This window comes from uncultured Campylobacter sp. (assembly GCF_944323605.1).
GTDB lineage: Bacteria > Campylobacterota > Campylobacteria > Campylobacterales > Campylobacteraceae > Campylobacter_D.
The window spans coordinates 1-19,040 of sequence record NZ_CALUTC010000020.1; the positions used below are offsets into that span (position 1 = coordinate 1).

The 19,040-nt window shown below is 31.4% G+C and carries 15 protein-coding genes and 2 pseudogenes; 2 read left to right on the top strand and 15 right to left on the bottom strand.

Annotated elements, in window-relative coordinates; all coding sequences use genetic code 11:
• Positions 1 to 317: 317 nt before the first annotated feature.
• Both Q0J35_RS09015 and Q0J35_RS09020 read right to left on the bottom strand, forming a co-directional pair.
• Positions 318 to 1,088 (bottom strand): DUF1524 domain-containing protein, encoded by a 771-nt coding sequence (locus Q0J35_RS09015; protein ID WP_363315721.1) that lies wholly within the window; start codon positions 1,086 to 1,088, stop codon positions 318 to 320.
• 38 nt (positions 1,089 to 1,126) lie between these two features.
• On the bottom strand, positions 1,127 to 2,398 hold the full coding sequence (locus Q0J35_RS09020) for a DUF262 domain-containing protein (RefSeq protein WP_363315722.1): 1,272 nt from the start codon (positions 2,396 to 2,398) through the stop codon (positions 1,127 to 1,129).
• Between the two features lie 175 nt (positions 2,399 to 2,573).
• On the opposite strand from Q0J35_RS09020, the gene Q0J35_RS08395 reads away from it, so the two are divergent.
• A complete protein-coding gene (locus Q0J35_RS08395; protein WP_297195430.1) occupies positions 2,574 to 3,113 on the top strand; it encodes an Rrf2 family transcriptional regulator in 540 nt (179 codons plus the stop codon).
• Positions 3,114 to 3,287: 174 nt separating this feature from the next.
• Here Q0J35_RS08395 and Q0J35_RS08400 read toward each other — a convergent pair whose 3' ends face one another.
• The 3 genes from Q0J35_RS08400 to Q0J35_RS08410 all read right to left on the bottom strand — a co-directional run bounded on the left by Q0J35_RS08400 (position 3,288) and on the right by Q0J35_RS08410 (position 7,569).
• Positions 3,288 to 4,469 (bottom strand): MFS transporter, encoded by a 1,182-nt coding sequence (locus Q0J35_RS08400; protein ID WP_297195432.1) that lies wholly within the window; start codon positions 4,467 to 4,469, stop codon positions 3,288 to 3,290.
• Positions 4,470 to 4,622: 153 nt separating this feature from the next.
• Positions 4,623 to 5,387: an aldo/keto reductase gene (locus Q0J35_RS08405; RefSeq protein ID WP_297195434.1), complete on the bottom strand. Its 765-nt coding sequence runs from the start codon at positions 5,385 to 5,387 to the stop codon at positions 4,623 to 4,625.
• Between the two features lie 400 nt (positions 5,388 to 5,787).
• Positions 5,788 to 7,569, bottom strand: coding sequence for a DUF262 domain-containing HNH endonuclease family protein (locus Q0J35_RS08410; protein ID WP_297195436.1), 1,782 nt, complete (start codon positions 7,567 to 7,569; stop codon positions 5,788 to 5,790).
• Positions 7,570 to 8,698: 1,129 nt separating this feature from the next.
• On the opposite strand from Q0J35_RS08410, the pseudogene Q0J35_RS08415 reads away from it, so the two are divergent.
• Positions 8,699 to 8,815 (top strand): annotated as a pseudogene (locus tag Q0J35_RS08415) (RNA-guided endonuclease TnpB family protein); the annotation flags it as partial.
• Between the two features lie 16 nt (positions 8,816 to 8,831).
• Here the strand turns inward: Q0J35_RS08415 and Q0J35_RS08420 are convergent.
• From Q0J35_RS08420 to Q0J35_RS08465, 10 genes and pseudogenes are all read right to left on the bottom strand, one after another.
• A complete protein-coding gene (locus tag Q0J35_RS08420) occupies positions 8,832 to 9,638 on the bottom strand; it encodes a hypothetical protein (RefSeq protein WP_297195439.1) in 807 nt (268 codons plus the stop codon).
• Positions 9,639 to 9,726: 88 nt separating this feature from the next.
• Entirely contained in the window at positions 9,727 to 11,733 is a 2,007-nt protein-coding gene (locus Q0J35_RS08425; RefSeq protein ID WP_297195441.1) for a DNA topoisomerase 3, read from the bottom strand.
• Between the two features lie 67 nt (positions 11,734 to 11,800).
• Positions 11,801 to 12,289 (bottom strand): hypothetical protein, encoded by a 489-nt coding sequence (locus tag Q0J35_RS08430; protein WP_297195445.1) that lies wholly within the window; start codon positions 12,287 to 12,289, stop codon positions 11,801 to 11,803.
• Positions 12,253 to 12,804 (bottom strand): hypothetical protein, encoded by a 552-nt coding sequence (locus Q0J35_RS08435; RefSeq protein WP_297195447.1) that lies wholly within the window; start codon positions 12,802 to 12,804, stop codon positions 12,253 to 12,255. The genes Q0J35_RS08430 and Q0J35_RS08435 overlap by 37 nt, the downstream gene beginning before the upstream one ends.
• A gap of 118 nt (positions 12,805 to 12,922) precedes the next feature.
• Positions 12,923 to 13,930, bottom strand: coding sequence for a type IV secretion system protein (locus Q0J35_RS08440; protein WP_297195449.1), 1,008 nt, complete (start codon positions 13,928 to 13,930; stop codon positions 12,923 to 12,925).
• Positions 13,931 to 13,937: 7 nt separating this feature from the next.
• Positions 13,938 to 14,498: pseudogene (locus tag Q0J35_RS08445) on the bottom strand (type IV secretion system protein); the annotation flags it as partial.
• Between the two features lie 150 nt (positions 14,499 to 14,648).
• The gene (locus Q0J35_RS08450) at positions 14,649 to 15,188 is read right to left on the bottom strand and encodes a BRO family protein (protein ID WP_297195451.1); all 540 of its coding nucleotides are present in this window, start codon (positions 15,186 to 15,188) and stop codon (positions 14,649 to 14,651) included.
• A gap of 40 nt (positions 15,189 to 15,228) precedes the next feature.
• Positions 15,229 to 15,660: a single-stranded DNA-binding protein gene (locus Q0J35_RS08455; RefSeq protein ID WP_297195453.1), complete on the bottom strand. Its 432-nt coding sequence runs from the start codon at positions 15,658 to 15,660 to the stop codon at positions 15,229 to 15,231.
• 13 nt (positions 15,661 to 15,673) lie between these two features.
• Positions 15,674 to 18,445, bottom strand: a complete 2,772-nt coding sequence (locus Q0J35_RS08460) for a VirB4 family type IV secretion/conjugal transfer ATPase (protein ID WP_297195455.1) — start codon at positions 18,443 to 18,445, stop codon at positions 15,674 to 15,676.
• On the bottom strand, positions 18,423 to 19,040 hold a 618-nt coding region (locus Q0J35_RS08465; RefSeq protein WP_363315723.1), incomplete at its 5' end, for a Cj0814 family flagellar-dependent secreted protein. The genes Q0J35_RS08465 and Q0J35_RS08460, both read right to left, overlap by 23 nt.

A 19,040-nucleotide genomic window follows, 5' to 3' on the forward strand; every position in this document is an offset into this window, starting at 1 on the left:
TTTTCTAGCAAATTTCATCACCTCTTTAAGTGTAGGAGGTATTTTAGCAAGTGGAGGCTATATAGTGTTAAATATTGCCTTGCTTGTGGCTGCGTTTGTATTTTTTGTGCTTATTTTTAAATGTAAATAAATGCTTTTACGAGCTTTTTGTGCAGGTTATTAAGGAAAAATCACATTTATAATAATTCTAACCGTTATTTTTTAATATGCTAGGGTTTATAATACTTCATTTAATAAAATTATATGGAAATTTCCTAGTTAATATTATATCTCATATTTAATATTACAAATATTCATTATATATTCTGACTTATTTCTCACAGCTGTCTTTCTAACGCCTGTCTTATAAGCCCCAAGCAATAAGCAATATCTTGTGCTGATTCTATGCTTACCTCCACATCACCATTGCCCCACGAGCCGATATTAGCAACATTTCTAGCCATTCTTTTTTCATCTATTAACTCATTAAATGGGATATTAAGATAGAGCTTTAGCTTACTCTTTTGTGGAACAATATCTACAATATTTGTTTCTAACTTATAAGCAATATATAGTTTTGTATAAGATTGTGTAATGTTTTCATCAAGAGCTACAATATCTTTATGTAATGCTTTGAAAATTTCTTTTGTTGTTTGGCTAAAGTTATAATTTTCTAGACTATATTCCTTTTTGCTTTTATTTTGCATCTCTTGTTTATAAGAATCTAGTAGTGCTTGTTCTAGTGTCGGCATAGCCCAGATTTCTAAAGCCTTATTGGCTAAATCCTCTGCTCTTTTTTCTATTGTTTCTTGATTCCATGTCTGCAAATCTCTAAGCCCATCATTTAGCTTAAGCGGACTTTGCTTAAAACCTCCTTGCATATCTCTTTTTTCTTTGAAAGGCTTATCTTTGTATTCCGAGTTATAGCCTGTAAGCGTTAAATTACCCAGTGTATGCAGATATTTTTCTTGAATTTCTTTATAGTTTTCTCCTAAATCCCTTTGCCATTCTTTTGAGAGATTAGGATTTTGCGGCATTATATGTTCTATGGTGTATTCATTGGTTGAGATTTTTTCTTTGCGTTTATAGTTTTCTAATCTTGTAAGCAAATAACTTTTTTTGCTAAAATGATAGATATTCTTGTCTTCTAAAGCATTTTTAATTCTTCATTGCTTGGGAATCTTGTGTAAGACTTCAAAAGCAAAAAGTGTGCTTTCACGCTTTGGAGATAAGCATTTTTATCAATAAATTTTGCAAAAGAAGCAAAGGTTTTGTTTAAAGAATTTGTAGGAATCTCACATATCGCACGTCTAAAGATATAGCTTTCTATAAGAGATACAATTTCTTTGAAATTATCTTTAGAAAGCTTATCGGTAGCATAATCCTCATAAAGTGTTAGAAGCAAAGGATATGTTGTATCATTTTGTAATTCCAATAAATTACAAAAGACATTTTTAAGTTCACAATCTTGCTCTTTCTTTAAAGCTATAGCACAAAAATATTCACAATATTTTTTCATATCTTGCAATAATATTTCTATTTCTATATTGTTATCTTGATGATATTCTTTAAAGGATTCATACACTTTATTAATATTGGGAATGTCTCCAGTTTTAATAGTGAGATAATGCCTCACAAAAGCATTAAACATTCTTTCATAGTTTTCTTGTCCAAAATCCTGCTCCATAGCATACCAATATTTTTCATAAAGCCTTGTTTGTAATTTTGGCTCCAAGCCCATTAAAATGTAATTGCGAATTAAATCTGCTTGTGATAAATCTTTGCCCGTTGAATTCATAGATTCAAAAATAAGTTGCGGATTATCTTTATCTCTCTCTAAAGACACACAGACAATCATAAGTTTTTCTATGCCCCTACATACAACTTCTAGTTTTCTGTCGTCATCTTGCAGTTTTTGAAGCTCTTGTTGGAAAAAATGAAAATTTTCTTGTATTTTTATTGAAGCTTCCTTTGGGGGTATTTTATCTTTATCCACAAGGGCAATAAGTGTGTCTTTATCGTTTTCTGATAATACAAGTCTATATTGTTTTTCTCCTACTTCATCGCTATTAATAAGATAACGATTATGTATTTTTTTGTAAGAAAACTTTTCTAAAATCTCCCTATTCTCCAAACAATCTCTTAATGCTATCAAGAGCAAGGTGATGGTTGTCAGTCTTTGTTGGCCATCAATCACAAGCAAACTATTGTTTGTCCCATACACGCCATCAGCAACATAAACAATTGAACCTATAAAATGGGCATATCTCTTGCTTTCTCCCACCTTTAAAATATCTTCCCACAACTGCTTACAATGTCTTATATCCCAGCTATACATTCTTTGATACACAGGGATTACAAATTGAAGATCCTCAGACTGTCCTATAAGTTTTAAGAGTTTTGTTGCCTTTGCTTCCATAATGTAGCCTTCCTTTATTATATTATTTCTCTCTCAACTCCGTGACGTTATAGCATATTCGATTTCTCGCAATTATACATTAAATTTACTTACAAGACTTAAGAATTTTTATCCTGCTTCAAATGTAATATTAAGAATTTTGTTATAATCTTATAATTATTATTAAGGAAAATCAATGCAGATTCCCTCAAGGTTTAGCATAGCCATTCATATATGTCTGTGTGTGGAGTTTTTTAACCAAGATTCTGAATTTAATAAACACAGAGATAAAAAACACTGCAAAAAAGTAACTGGCGAGGCTTTAGCCGAATCTGTGGGTGTCAATAGTGTCATAGTGCGTAATATCCTAGCTCTCCTAAAAAATGCGGGGCTTGTATCTATCTTTCGCGGGAGTAAGGGAGCAAAGTTAGCTAAAAATGCTAAAGATATAAGCCTTTTAGATATTTTTTATGCGGTAGAATCTACGCCTAAAAATAAAGATTTTCTAAAAAGCGAGGCGAAATCTAAAGAGGGCATACACAAAGAAAGCGTTTATACCCAAGAGAAAACAGGCTATACGCTTTTTAGATTTCATACTAATCCCAATTTGCTCTGTCCTTTGGGTAAAAATATCCATAGCCTTTTAGATTCTCATTTTATAAAGGCTCAAAGGGTGCTAGAAGAGTATCTTGCAAGCGTGAAACTTAGCGATTTGCTAAAAAAATTACAAAAATAAAAAGCATAATTACGATATGCAAAACAAAAAATAAAACTAATCCCCTTTTATCTTTTTTTAGTTCTTATATTTTATTCTATTTCGCCTCTATCCTCATATATCTTAATAAAATTCTTTAGCTATCGCCTTGCCAAGCCATTTACCCGCACCAACTATCATCGCTGTTTTTTACCTTTAAATTTTTATTTTGCTTCTTAAAGCTACTGTAACAAAGCCTAGCACAAGTAGCACACACGCACTTAGAGCTATCATTTTCAGATTTATCATATCAGCGACATAGCCACAAATGATAGCCCCAAGACTAAGTCCTATGTTTGCTACGGATAAAAAGATGCCATTTGCGAATTCAGCTTGTTTAGGGAAAGGGTGTGTGATGATGAAATGCACAGCATTATTCATAAGTCCAGCTAAAATTCCAAGTATGAAAATAAGCACACTTAAAAGCAAAGCATTTTGTGCCTCTACAAAGATAGCCACATAGAGTAAAGAAAGAACTGTTATGCTAAGCAGTAGGCTTTTGTTAGAATTCTCGCTTAAAGCTTTACCAGCAAGTATGTTTCCTATGATGTTTGTACCACCATAAATAGCTAGTATTATGGATATATAAGTGAAATTTAGCTCTGTTACCTTATGCAAAAAGTCAGACAAATATCCATAAAAACCAAAGATTGCCGCTTGTATAATGATGACTGCTACTATGCTTAACCAAAGCAAAGGACTTTTTAAAATGCTAACTTGCTCTTGTAAATGTGGTTTTTCTCCCTTACCTGTGTTTTTCACAAAGAAAAATGTTAAGATAAAGCATAAACTTGTTAGCAAACAAAAGAAAGCTTGTGAAGCTTGATAAGAGAAATTCCCACCAAGAAAGCTTCCCATAGGCACACCCAAAACCATACCTGCTGAAACACCAGCAAAGACTTTAGCTACTTCTTTAGGTGCGTCTTTGGGATTTAGAGCGGATTTTGCAGCGATAGCAAGGGCAAGAGCGGTGTAAATAGGATGAAAAATTCCCATTATACCGCGTAACACTAAAAGTTGCCAAAAGCTAGTAACAAATATAGCTAAAAATGACGCTATGCTAAATACCGCAAGACAAAAAAGCATAAGATTTTTTTGATTAAATCCTGCACAAAGTAGTGGTACAATAGGAGCACAAAGGGTTATCATAAGGGCAAAGATACTCACCACCCAGCCCGCATCGGCAGCAGATATGCTAAAATAAGTTTGTAAAATCGGGATAAGTCCCATAGCCCCTAATTCGGTGCTAAGAATGGCAAAAACCCCAAAGCTTAAAATTCCTATCAAAAGTCCATGATTAGTCTTGATAGATTCAGTATCAAAAGATGTTGTTTGCACGTATTCTCCTTTATAAATTTCACAATCTCTGGCTCTGCGTGGTTAAAAAGCTTTTCTTACTATACTGCCTCGCCATTGATGATTTTCTTACCATCTATAATCCACTGTGTATGCTTAGAATCTTGTGGATTAAAAAAGAAGCTCTTTCTCTCATCAAGCCCCGCAATCTGACATATCATCAGTATCTAACTTAAAGTCAAAGACATTAAAATTTTCACGCATTCGCTCTTTATGTGTAGTCTTTGGGATTGCTGGGATTTTTCTCTCGATAAGCCACCGCAAAATCACTTGTGCAGGAGTTTTACCATATTTTGCCCCAATGTTTTTAAGGATTGCATTGCTAAAAATCCCATTTTGCCCTTCAGCGAAACTCGCCCAAGAAGCTACTTGCACGCCCAAATCTGCATTGAGTTTTTGGGTATGGTGCTTTTGATAAAATGGGTGAAGTTCTATTTGGTTTATGCTTGGCTTTATGGCATTATGCAGACAAAAATCTGTGATTCTATCAGGCATAAAGTTACTTACTCCAAGTGCTTTTATCCTACCTTCATTATAGAATCTACCTAAGCTCCGCCACGCCCCATACACATCGCCATAAGGCATATGCAAAAGATATAAATCAATATACTCTAAATCAAGGTTATTTAAAGACTTTTCAAAGCCTCTCTTTGCTCCCTCCTCGCTCATATCACTTATCAACTTTGTAGTGATAAATAGTTCCTCTCGCTTTATGCCACTTGCTTTTATTGCCAAACCTACTTCTTTTTCATTATTATATGCTGCGGCAGTATCGATATGGCGGTATCCTACCTCTAAAGCTTGTTCAACACATCGCTGCGTATCTTTTGGCTCTATTTGGAATGTCCCAAAGCCAAGTATCGGCATTTTTACGCCCTTATGCAAAGTGATTGTTTGCATGATTTATCCTTTATAAATAGCTAATTTTTCTCTCAAAATGAGATAAAAATAAAATTATAAAAGATGAGAGCTAGTCTAAGTCAAGGGAAGTAGTAAAAAATTTGCATCATTTTTTGGATAATCTACAAAGAATTAGCTACGCATACAAAAAAATCTTTTGTTTATTATCATTTAAGTGAGAGCCTATTTTGTGTTTTACAAGAGGGCTATACTTATGTGAAATTACATGGCATAGCTTTCTAGCATCTTTTCGGTGTATAGCACATGTAATATATCTTGCCTAAAAAAGCATAGCGTGATGAGATTAAAGGTAATAGCACTTAGCCTTTAGTCTATTTTTGATTGTTTTATCCTTGATTATTTCAAATATCTTGGCTTTTGAATGTCTTGTAAAATCTATTTAGAGATTTTTAGCAAAAAATTCTTTCAATCTTTCGTATATCTCCTCATTTCGCTTTTCTATATCCTCTTTTAGCCAATCATCTTTTGGATAGTTTGCTAATTCTTTAGCCTCTAAAAATTTAGAATCTTTATACTTTTCTTTCTTTTTACCAAAGTAGCCATTACCTGCTTCTATATTAATCTTTTTCTCAATGAGTATTTTATTGCCGATTTGTTCTAAATATTTCTTTGCATCTTCTTTATTCCAATCATTGTAATTTGTGTTTTGCCACTTTTGTGGGAATATATGCTCAATTTCTCCTTTTATTACACTTTGATTTTTCTTATTATGATTCCATTCCCATTCCTGCTTATTATCATAAATCAAAACATAAATGCTCAAAATAAAACGAATCTGTTTGGGTAAAGCCTTTGTTGAAAAATCAAGAAAATACTCAAGTTTTGGCATAGCAAGATTTGGGATATTTAATGAAGACTCAAAAATTTTATCTTTTTTGTTTTTTATGTTTATATTTGCTTTCATAAAACCCCAAAAAAGCCCAGCATTACCGCCTTTTCCATAGATAAGACCTATGGCGCAGTAGCTGAGTATTTGCGGTAAAACCTCATCAAAAATATTGCTATCAATAGGATTTTTCTCTGGCTTATACTCATAAAAACACATACTAAGAACCATTTGCCATAATCTATTTTGAAAAATGCTTAAAATATCAAAATATTTTTGTGCCTCATAGCTCATATACTCTTTTGGATTAGACCAAAAATTTGCTAGTTCTTTTATATTATCTAAGGTTTCATCTTTTACTAGCATATCATCATTTGCACCAAAATTAACTTTTTTGCTTTTAGAATTTGCTTTATCTTTTTTAGTAAAAAACTCTAGTGGGCTTGGTATCACTGTATCTACCTCATTGTGTAGAGCTCTTATTATGTGTTCGTATTGCGTGAATAAAAACCCCATATTTTCATTTTTAAGATAAGGGGAATTTGCTATTTGCGTTTCGAGGTTTTTCCATTCTTTTGCAAATATATCTCTTTGCTCTTTATTTTCTTTGCTTTGATAGATAAGTCCCTTAAAAATATCTGATACGCTTAAAGACACACCTCTATTATTTAAGGTATTAAAAATTCTTAAAGCATTTTCTTGTCCATCGCACTCAATAGGAAGCACTATGCAATCACGCAAAAGACATAAACAAAAATCAAACCAACTTGTTGGTTGTTCTTTAGCCAATTCATCTATTTTCTTTACAAAAAAGAGATAATTTTTTTCATAATTAGATTTAGATTTTTTAATAATATCATCGATTTTTTCCTTATCGTATTCATAAGAATCGCTAAGGATTTTTTCTAAAAGTTCATTATCAGAATCTATTGCCACATCGCTTTTTAAGTGTGGCTTAGAATAGTCTATATCGCCATTTAGTTGATTAATATCCCAAAGACAAGATGAAAGGTGATTGAGTAAGAAAGGAATATTATTTGATTTTTGGCTAAGAGCTTTTTCATATAAAGCCCTAATAAAAAGACTTAAAGTAGTTGTCCTTTGTTGTCCATCAATGATGTTTTGTTTGTTATTTTCTTTAAAAACTACGACAGAGCCCAAAAAGTAATCTTCATTTTCCTCTTCTTTATTTATAAAAAAGGAGTATATATCATCATATAACTGTTCGCATTCATCCTCACTCCATACATATGTTCTTTGATACATGGGAATTAAAAATTTATTTTTTGAAAGATATTCTAAAACGCTTTTTCGATCGGTTTTCATCTCTGCCATAATTAGTTCCTTATATTGACAACATCTAACATTATACCATTTTTATAAATTAGAGTAAAGATAGATCACCATAAGACAAAGTGGCGTTAAGATAGATTCTAAGGTCATATAAAGCCTGTTCATTCAGTGGGCTTATTTATATTTTCAATAGATGCAATATCTAAGGAAAAACTAGAATACTAAAATTCAAAAAGAGCTAAAAATTGAAAAGGATAAAATCATGGAAAATTAAATAATAACCAAAACAAAAAAAGCAAGTTTTTTATAGAATGTCAAGACAAAATCAAACATTATTAACGAGACAATGAAATTAGTTATTGTTAGAATTTTTATAAAATATCCTTGGCTTGAGAGCAGCTCTCATCTTTTATACTTTCATTTGAGAATCTAAAAATGCTTTTTATGCAAGTATTATGGGCAAAAGAGTGTATGCGTTAATTTGTAAGAGATTCTTATCAAGCTAGACAATGATAAAAATTAATTAAATGAAAACATTAAAATAAATGTTTTAATCATTTTATTAATCGTCCTGATTTTAGTTGTAAAAAACTAAAATCAGAAACTAATTTATAAAGCTTAGAGAATTTTATAAATACCCAGCTTAGTTTGAGCTTAAAAACATCAAATACCTTAAGGGCTTAGCTGGGTAGCCCTTTATTTTAAGCATTATCACAAGTAAAAATAAATATATTTTATTGATGTTTAAGGACTACTAGAGGCTTTAAGCTCTTTAGGAGGTCAAAGATGATAGAACTTATTGCCTTTGTAATAGTTTTAATCGTCTTAGTTTTAGCCTTAAAAAGCTAAAACAAGACTAAAATTTTAAAATCTTAGTTCGAATTTTATTATTGCCCTGCTTAGTCTAAACTTAAACATTACAATTTTTTTAAAGCCTCTTTGCAGGGTAGAGGCTTTACATATTTTTTTCTTGTGATTACTTTTCAAGCTCTTGCATATTGTCTTTACTTTTATTTAAGTCTTGTAAAATTTTGCTTGATTTTGGAGTGAAAGTGCTTTTATAGCTTTTATTTTTGCTTGTTTTTTCTATTTCCTCTATTATTCTTTATTATCTTCTCTTAAGGCTTCTAGGTATTCTTTTCTTGTGTATTGTAAGGCATTTTCTCCTGTTAATGAAATACACAGAGATATAAATGCGGCTAATAATATCTTAGAGCGTGGATTAAAGTCGTTTGGGTTAGGAATTAGCCTATTAGACTATAAACAAAAAGCCTTTCTTATTAGCTGAGATTGCTTGGCTTTAGTTAGGAAGCTCCTACTTCTTTAAGTAGGAGTGGTTCACCTAAGATAAAATCTACCTTATCTCCCCTACTATCTCCATCATTTCGTTCTCGTATTCTTGTATCTGTTCTTTCAAGACTTTTAAGCTCGTTATGTTCTCTGTGTTTTTGATTAACTTCTTGTCCAAGTCTTCTTTCTTCAAATAAACTAAGTCCAATATCTTGTCTATCTTTTCTACTGACTTGTTGTAGTGTATCTCTTCCACTTCCTGTGCTACTTTGTCTATCATCTGTGAAATCGTTTGTTCTACTTGATACTGTATTTCCATAGCTATATCCTCTTTCTCTAACCAATCCTCCTCTTGCATCTCCTCTCTGATTGATTTGTCGAACTGAGGAGTGTATAGGGGTGGTTCCACTACTAGATAGTGCAAAGGATCTATCTGTGCTTCCTGCAGTATCTCCATTGCTGTAATTCCTTGTGCTAGTTGTTCTTTGGCTATCTTGCTCTTTAGTATCTTTTGTTCCATCTTCGCTTGTGGTTGAACTAAACAAAGAAGATCTGAAGGATCTAAGATTGCTAAGGTCTTTGGATAGTGATAAATCCAACGTTCTATTATTTTCAGCTCGTAAGGCTCCACTTTCTTGTCTATATACCACTGCATTAGTATCCTGTAAGTTATTGTGTTTAGGTTCTTCTCTAGGTATGCTAAGTCCGGTGTCATTTTCTATCCTTTCTTTCTTGCCTTGTGTTATTTCCAAATTCGGCTGCAAGTCTCCAAACTCATCTACTACAAATAATAGCAAATCATCATCTTTTGATTTTGCCATTTTTTCCTCCTAAGCAATTTTGAAACACCCCTTTTGCTTAGTAAATGATAGTATATATCATTTATCTTAATCATTTTTTAAAAGAGTGTTATTTGTTTAAATCCTTTAGTATAGGATTACCTTTTTTATCTGCTAAACACATAAAGTTACAACCCTCTTTATACCTAGAACATCCAAAGAAAAAGCCCTTTATTCCTTTTCTTTTTATTAAAAATCCATCGCAGTTTAAACATTTTATTTTCGCTGTTTCACTTAGTGCAAAGCCTTGTTTTTTGATTTTTTCTATCTCTGTGCTAACCGTTTTATAAACACTATTTAAAAAATCCTCCTTAGTAGCCTTTCCTAGCTCTATTGCTTTTTGATACTCAAACCATAATGCAGTCATATCAGGATTTGCTAATAAAGAGCCTACAGCTTTTATAAGCTCTTTTCCTTTTTGTGTTGATTTTATGTTTTGTTTGCTGCTAATCTCTATGTAAGATTGCTTTACAAGCTTTTCTATCATCTCGCTTCTTGTAGCTGGTGTGCCTATGCCTCCGCTTTCTCCTTTTTTATCCTTGTCTTTTTCAAGTAGCAGCTTTTTAATCCTTTCATCTTTAACATATTTAGCAACTGAATTTAAGTCCTTTAGTAAGCTACTCATTGTATATCTTGGTTTAGGTTTTGTTTGTAATTCTTTTATGTTTATTTGCTCTATATTTGCTAAGTCATTATCATTAAGTTTAGATATATCAAAATCAGCTTCTTTTTCCCCATCTGTATCAACCTTGCTAAAAAATTTACTAAAACCTGCCTTTGTTGTTTTATTTACATTTGTAAGAAATTCATACTCATCTATTTTGAATTTTAAAGAATGGCTTGTGTATTCTCTTGGCTCGTAAAACTGCATTAAAAATCTTTTACAAATTAGAGTGTAAATATCTTTTTCCTCTTGGCTAAGATTTGTTAAATTTAGTCTTGTGTTTGTGGGTATGATTGCATAATGTGCACTTAATTTACTATCGTCAAAAGCCTTTGATTTTATGCTTAAATTTGCATTTTCTTGTCCTATATCCTCTTTGAAATTTTCTTTTAAGCTATCTATTATCTTGTCTGCTTCCTTGTAGATATTTTCAGGTATATACTGACAATCAGAGCGGTTGTAAGAAATAGCTTTGTGTTTTTCTCTTAAGCTTTGTGTTATCTCTAGTGTTTTTTTAGCCGAAAAGCCAAAGATCTTACTTGCTTCGCTTTGTAAGATTAAGAGATTATAAGGCAGAGGCGGGTATTCTTTTTTATTTTGTGAGCTTAGATAAAGCCTTGCTTTCTTATCCTCACAATATTTTTTAATCTTATTTGCCAAATTTATATCAAGTATTTTTTCCTCTGTTTTTAGCGTGGTATTTATGTTTATATCTTTTATATTAAAGATAGCATTTATGGTGTAGTAAGTAATGCTTTTATGTGTATCGTTTTCGAAGTCTCTTTGCACTATAAGTCCTAAAATAGGAGTTTGCACCCTACCTACTGATATTAGCTCATTTGTATTAGTTTTTTCTCTATTTGCTATGGTGTAAGCTCTTGTTAGATTAAGTCCCACTATCCAATCAGCAAAGCTTCTAGCAAAACCTCTCTCACTCATAGCTTTAAATTCAGCATTTGGACGCATTTTAGCTATTTCTTGTTTTATTGCTTGTGGAGTAATATCATTTATCAAGCAACGCATAATTGGCTTTGTAGTCTTTGAGTAAAGTAAAATTTCATCAATTAAAATTTGTCCCTCATCATCAGCATCGCCGCAGTGGATTATCTCTTTTATATTTTTATCATTTATTAAATTTACTATGATTTTTAGCTGCTTTTCTTTGTCTTTAATGGGCTTGTGCTTGAAATCTTTAATGATGATAGGCAGACTTTCAAAGCTCCATTTTTTGTATTTTTCATCATATTCGTGAGGCTCTAGTAGCTCCATTATATGTCCAAAAGCCCAAGTTATAATGTCATCTCCTCTTTGCATATAGCCGCAGTTTTTGTTTAAATTTTTATTATACTCGCCGCTTAAAGCCTCTGCGATAGCCTTTGCTAAGTCAGGTTTTTCAGCTATAAATAAACGCATTTGCTATCTTTTCATTATCTTTAAATAATCTTGAAATATTTAAACATATCTAAACAATATCTTTTAATCATATTTCAATATCCTTATTTAAATTCTTAGTCTTTTCATTATCTTTGATTTTTTTACTAACTTCTTTAAGCTTAGCTCTAAACTCATCTAGCTCTTGTTCTCTTGATTTTGCTTGACTTTCATTCTTTGAATTTGTTAGAATATTTTCATTAGCCGATGAAAGTGCATTTGCACCAGATGATTTATCATTACCGCCCATCCAAGCTTGACTTGGAGTGTGGAGAGAGAGGACGGCTCCACCATCGGCTACTTTATTTAATAGTCTTTTAAAATTTCTCTTATTTTGCTTGTTTGCTTGAAAAATTATGCTTATTCCGTCGTCGTTGCGTATACCTATATCTGCCATTTTCTTTTCTTGCACAGATATTTCTTTTTTTGCTACTATGTAATCATTATTATTTTTAGCCTTTGGATTTTTCATAATCAAATCAGGCTCTTTAACAACTTCTTCTATAATTTTTGATACCTCTTTAATATCTTTAAACATTTCAGGGTGTCTTTTAAATAAAAGTTCTGTTCTCTTGATTTTGCTTGACTTTTATAAGTTGAATTTGTTAGAATGTTTTCATTAGTCGATGAAATGTTCTTTTGAACCAGTCGTCCGTCAAGACTTTGGGCTTGAGTGTAGGAGGTGTGGGCGTCCCTACCATCGACTAATACTTCTTTTTTAGCCATTGATTTCAAATTTTTTAATCTCTTTTCATTTGCATGAAAAATTTTACTTATGTTTTCATCTTTACGAATTCCTACCTCTCCCATTTTCTCATCGTTAAGTTTTTTTCCTACTATATAGTCTTTTTCACTTCTAGGACTTGGGTTATTAATGATTATATCAGGCTCACTAACAACCTTATCTATAAGTTCTTTAACTTCTTTAATATCTTTAAACATTTCAGGGTGTCTTTTAAATAATAATTCTAAATCAGCAATAGCTTCTTTATCTTGCAAAAGCTCTGTTAATTTTTCGCAAAGTTTAAAGATTTCAAGACTTTTTTCACTCATATCTTAACCTTATTTTTAAATAATTTTTCACTATCTAAACAATATTTAAATATATTTAAACAATATCTTTTAATCATATTTCAATATCCTTATTTAAATTCTTAGTCTTTTCATCATATTAAGCACTATTTCTTGCATTACCTAAAAGTTTTTTAAAGCCACTTACTACGCCTTTTTTGACTCCATATCCAGCTAAACCTGAAAGCCCACCTAGTTTTTCAGCTTTTGCAGCAGAGCCTGATAAAACTCCTAAACCAGCCTTACCTGTGCTTTTGCTTACTGAACCACTTACTTTACCTACACTTGAAGACATAGAATTTAAGGCACTTGAACCTGCACTATCTATTGACACATTAGCAAGATTTTTAGCTAGTTCTTTTATAACCGAGATACAAGCTATTAAAATTCCTCCTATTAAAATGGTTTGCATAATCTGTATAAAGAAATTGCTAGTTTCTTGTGTGCTACCGTATAGGGCATTTAGATTATTGATTAAAAAGTCTATGAAACAAGTCATAAAGATAAGTAGAAATATATTTGATATAAACATATTACACCACTGCACAAAGACATTTCTAGTGCTTTGATACATAAAACAAAAAAGAGCTAAAGGTAGGGCTATGATTAAGAAAGTATTTGTTATAGAGGCTGAAATTATGGTAAATGCAAAGGTTATAATAACTGCAAGAAAAGAGGCTATCATAAAAAAACATATAAAAATAGCTTGTATAGTTCCTGTTATTCCACCATAACTTTTCCAAACCTTATTTAAAGTATCTAAGAAAGAGCCTGTAACACCATCAAGCCTAGAGTAAAATTGTGTTCCTCCCCCAGCCCAAGCATATATAGCATCAAGAGCTGATATAGCAGCACTTAACCAACCATTTATATTTAAAACAAAGGTAAGTATGAAAAGCTTTCTAGCTATATCCCAAATAAGCTCTCTTACAGGATCTTGAGAACGTCCTGCTAGGGTTTCGTAGCCTTTATACATAATACCTAACGTTACTAATATAGCAAAAACGGCTTGGAGTTGTATAAATTTTTCATTTAATGAGGCATTTTGTATAGTTGTAAATATGCTTTCTACTATGCCTCCTATGGTTTGAAAAAAAGTTACATTCATTTTTAGCCTATTTGATTAAATTAGCCTTTCTAAAATATGAGGCTGTATCGTAGTCTGTGTTTAAGTCCTTTATAGTTTGTTGAAACCTTTGTTCTTCTTTAATCCTTCTTTGTCTTTCATATTGAGTATTTTGAAATTGTATGTTTGAGTAAATTAGCTGAATTTTTGTGCCTTCAGCACTTATGGCATTAGCTATATCTTGGCTTTCTTTTATATCTTTTGATTGTCTTAGCCTTGTTTCTAGGTCGTTTAAATTTCTGCTTATTTGAGAAAATTGTTCTTGTGCTTCATTTATATCTTGTTCTTGTTTTGCATAAGTTAGCATATCAATCATACAGAATTTTTTTCTTTGTTCGTCTTGTATTAAGGCACAATTATCAAATATAGTATATTTTTTATAAGAATCTCCTAGCTTGTCTATGAAAGACTCGGGATTGCTTAAAAGGTTATCATTAAAATCTTTCATATTGGAGTAAGACCGACCATAATCAGAATAAATTTGTCTAAGATCATTTAGCGAGGACACAGAGCTTTTTACCCCTGTTAAGCTATTAAGCTCATCTTTGTAAAATTCTAATTGCTTTGAATGATGAGCTACTGTTTCAGCCCATCTACTCGCTTCTTTTAGCCATTCTGCTTCACAGGGATACCAGCAGAATTTGAAAAAGTTACCAGTAAAGAAAAAGCTAGTAGGGATTTTTTTATGTTTTTCATTTTTTCACTCTTTAATAAAATTAACTTTTAAATTTTTTACCTTGTTTAACTTTTCTTGTGCCTTTCCTACCTCATACTGAAGTATAAATTCCTTTTTGTTTCCCCAGTCATTAATGTCCATTTTTACAGAAAAGTCATAAGGAGGTAATTTTGTTGCCAATATGGACATAAGATCTTCTATGTATTTATTCGGTGAATAAAAACCTCGTTTGCGAATTTGTGGTAGTATCTCACTTACTATCCAACGTCTAAAGGATTTAGCTTGGGATTTATTAATACGCATTAATATAAAATAAAGCTCAGCTTCATTGATGAATATAAAGTTTTGCATTCCTCCACTAGTTTTTAAAGGAGTGAGAAAAAATCTCCCCCCTTTTTCAAACTCCTTATTTATCATATTTTTAATGTCAGTTATTCTTTTAATTTCCAAAGCATTGCATATATCTCTAAGACAAAAAAGCGGATTTTCGAAATCCCCTATAATTCTTATTGTTCCAAAATTTTTATTTTCAAAAACCTTAACTACTTCATTTTTTTCTTGCATTTTGTCTCCTATCCATAAAACATATATCACTTTTAATAGCCTAAAATGGCATATTTTCACTTTCTATATCTATAAAATCTAGGTTGATTTTATCTTCTTGTGTGCTTTGAGTAGGATTTTCTTTGTTTTGTGAAATGTTTTTATTGTCTTTGCTTGAATTTACCCAATAAAACTTATGAACTATGACAGATAAAGAACTTCTATTATTTCCGTCCTTATCTGTATATGTGCTTGATACTAACTCCCCGCTACAAGCAAATAAAGAGCCTTTTGGAAAGTGTAAATAAGCAGTTTCTGCTGTCTTGCCAAATATGGCTATGGGTATCCAAGAAGTTTGTGTTTCTTCATTGCCTTTTGAGTTTTTGAATTTTTTGCTAATGGCTAAAGAATTTCTAGCGTAGCATTTATTTTCTCCTGTGTATGCTACTTCAAAGTCTTTACCTAAGTAACCTATTAAATTAACACTATTCATTATATATGCCCCCTTAAGCTGATTTATATATATCTTTTAAGCTTTTAATCTTTTCGTCTAAGCTTTTATTCTCATCTTTAAAAATTTTTTCTATGGTATCTATGTAAGCAGAGTCTGTTGATAAAATCATCAAATTTTCCTTGCCTAAAGAGCTTAAATCAAGTGTGCAAATCACCTTTTCATCTTGTCTTTTAACTAAAAATTGTCTTTTTGCTGGTTGGAAATTCTTAATTATTTCATACTCATCTTCACTTAAATTTAGCCCATTTACATAGTCATCGTGTTTTGCTATAGGATTTGGTAAAAAGATCTTTGTGGCTGATTGTTCTATCAAGGTTTTTGCTATGCTTAGCTTTAAAAAGTCCTCAACGCTTTGTGTGGCTAATCTTAAGAAGCCGTTTTGTTTTCTTATAGTTTTAAATTTATTTTTTACCTCATTTGCTACTACCTCATTTTCAAGCCACTTCCAAGCTTCATCTATATCTATAACAAGCCTTCTTCCATCAGCTAAAGACATTACACGCCAAAGAATAAAGTAGCTAAGTATAGAGCTTACATCGCTATCATCTAAAAATTCACTTCCGTCTATACCAAATACTTGTATTTCATCAGGAAAGTCTAAAATATCGTATTCATTGTCAAAAACCCAGCCAAATTGCTTACCTCTTTTAAAGGCTAGTAGTCTTGATTTTAAGGAGTTGTTGTCGTTTATATCCTCTGTTATGTTTTCTAAGAGTAAAGAGATGGGGAATTTACGCTCACTCATTTCAAACTGAGTCATTATAAAATCCACAGCATCGCTTAACTTTTTTTCTTCTTTGGTGTTTAATACCTCTTTATTTCTAGTAACTAAAAGCTTAACTAGGCTTTTTAACTGCCTTATATTTTCTTGTGTAGCCTCTACCATAAAGGGATTAAAGCCCGTAGGCTTACCGTTTTCTATACTTATGTATCTACCTCCAGCACATAAGATATTGCCTAAAGAACCTTTGTCCTTATCTAGAAATACCGCAGTGAATTTTTTCTTTTCATCAGGTATAGAGCTAGAAAAAGTGCTTTTATCTGCGTATTTAAGCATTTGATTAAAGGTAAAATTCATAAATACCGTTTTACCACCTCCACTTTGCCCTAAGACAAGGGTATTTGCTAAAAGATTTTTTGAAAAATCATCTTTATCTTTACCACTACTTTGATGGAAATTTAGATAATATGGGCTTTGATTTGGAGTTTTTAGCATAGTTACTGCTTCTCCCCAGCAGTTTTTATCTCTCTTGCCTGTATCAAAATTGTGCAAAGCTATTAAAGAACTATAATTAATACTTGAAAGCAAATTCACACGAGGTCTTATAGCAAAATTACAAGGTATAGATGAAAAATAAGCACTAGCTAAAGCTATGTTAGCAATACTTGCCATAAAACCAAGCTCATTAAGCTTTGTTATAACCTCATTTGTATCGTTTTTGCATTTATCTACATCATCAGCATAGATATTTATCTCAAAATGATAATGCCCAAAAGAAATATCCCCACTAGCTAAAGAATCAAGGGCTATATCTAAGTCTAATACTTGAGATATAGCATCGTCTTCTGTTGAAACGAGTTGTTTTCTTTGTTTGCTTAAAGCTGACTTTGCATCTATAGTAGCCATAGGCTGATAGCTTTGAGTTATGCTATACTCTACCTTAAGATACATTAGTATATCTAATATACCAGCGAAGGTAGCATTAGTATAGTCTTTTATCTCTATCACTCTTACGAAGCGTTTTGTATCGTCACTGTAATTAAGCTGAAGCATATCGTAAGAAAAATACATAGAATTAAGAGAGCCTGTTAAATACTCATAAATAGGAGTTTTTAAAACTCTAACTGCCTTAAATTTACCACCTAGTAAGAAATTGTAAAATTCAAGCTGTTTGGAATAAATATTACCCTCTTTTTCATATGTGGAAAGTCTTTTTGCATTAAAGCTTTTTAAATTTGACTCAAGTCTTAATAAATACTCTGTAAATTTTTGCAAATATGTTTTTAACTCATTTTGCTTTTTTTCAAGTGAAGAGCTTTCAAAAGTCTTTTTTTGTAATCTTGTAATCGGAGAAAAAATGATAGTTAAAAACATAGAATTCTTATACAAACTCCCTTTTTTAAAGGCTTTATAATAAGCCTCATCTATATCTTTTAGATAAGGATTTTTAAAGTTAGATACAAAGTTATCATCTATGCTGTGCCTTACATTATGAAAGTAAAAGCTTATAGGTTCGTTAGCAAAAGACTTAAAAAGCATATTTAAGGCTTCATTTTTAAAGTCTAAATCCACATCACTCTCACACTCAAAAGAAATTCCCTCTATCTCGTAAGTAGAACAAAGTAAATAATCTTTTGTAAGAACTATGCCATCTCCTATGATGGAGCTAAATGGGATAAGTTTTTCAAAATTTACTTCACTATTTAAAGCAAAAAGGCTAAGTTTCGGGATATTTGTTTTTATATAGTTTTTATGCTTTGAATAAGACATAGCTTGAAAGGATTTTATGCCGTGAAATTTCTTTGATAAAGGATTTGTAAGAAATCTTAACTTTAAAAAATATAGTCTAAATATAAAATTATCTTGCTTAGTCATTTGTTTCATAAGCACATATAAGGGTATGTAAAACAAAATAAGGTAAAAAAGCTGTGTAGATATAGTGATAAAAATCGTAATACCTAAAGAAAAGAATAATGGAATTATAGGAACTCCAAAGAGCATAGCAGGACGAGTTAAGCCTTTAAATAAAGCTTGTGTTTGCATATTTATCTACATTATTGTCATATCCAAAAAACTTACCCTGTATATTGCTGTTACCCTCTGCATAAAGATAAAAAGCATTTGAGTTCATAAAGGCTGTTAAAAGCCCTCCTTTGCTTATTTTACCGTCGCTATCTTTATATACATTTTTATCTAATTTTGCTATAAGTTTATCAAATATGCTATCTTCGTTTATATCATTAAATTTTAATGGATTCATCTCTAAAGTTGAAAAGCTAAGATATGCACCGTCTGTTGAGTTCTTGTCAAAAAGTGATATATACTCTTCTTTGCTGTATTTTTTTGTAATATTTAAATTTTTATCTACGCTATAAGCATATGCAAAATCTTTTAAGTCTTCATTTGAAAAACTTCCTTTGTTCTGTATAAGCTGTGAAAATACCTTATAAGCATTGCCTATACTTTTTGCAAAGTCTATTTCATTATAAAAAGAAAGCATATAACCAGCCCTATTTACCTCTTCTTCCTTTTTAAATGCTAAAGCATCCTCTGCATAAATTTTAAAATCCTTAGGCAGTCCTGCTGCTTCATTAAAATCACTTGTAAAAAAGCCCTCACTATCTACACCATAACCTAA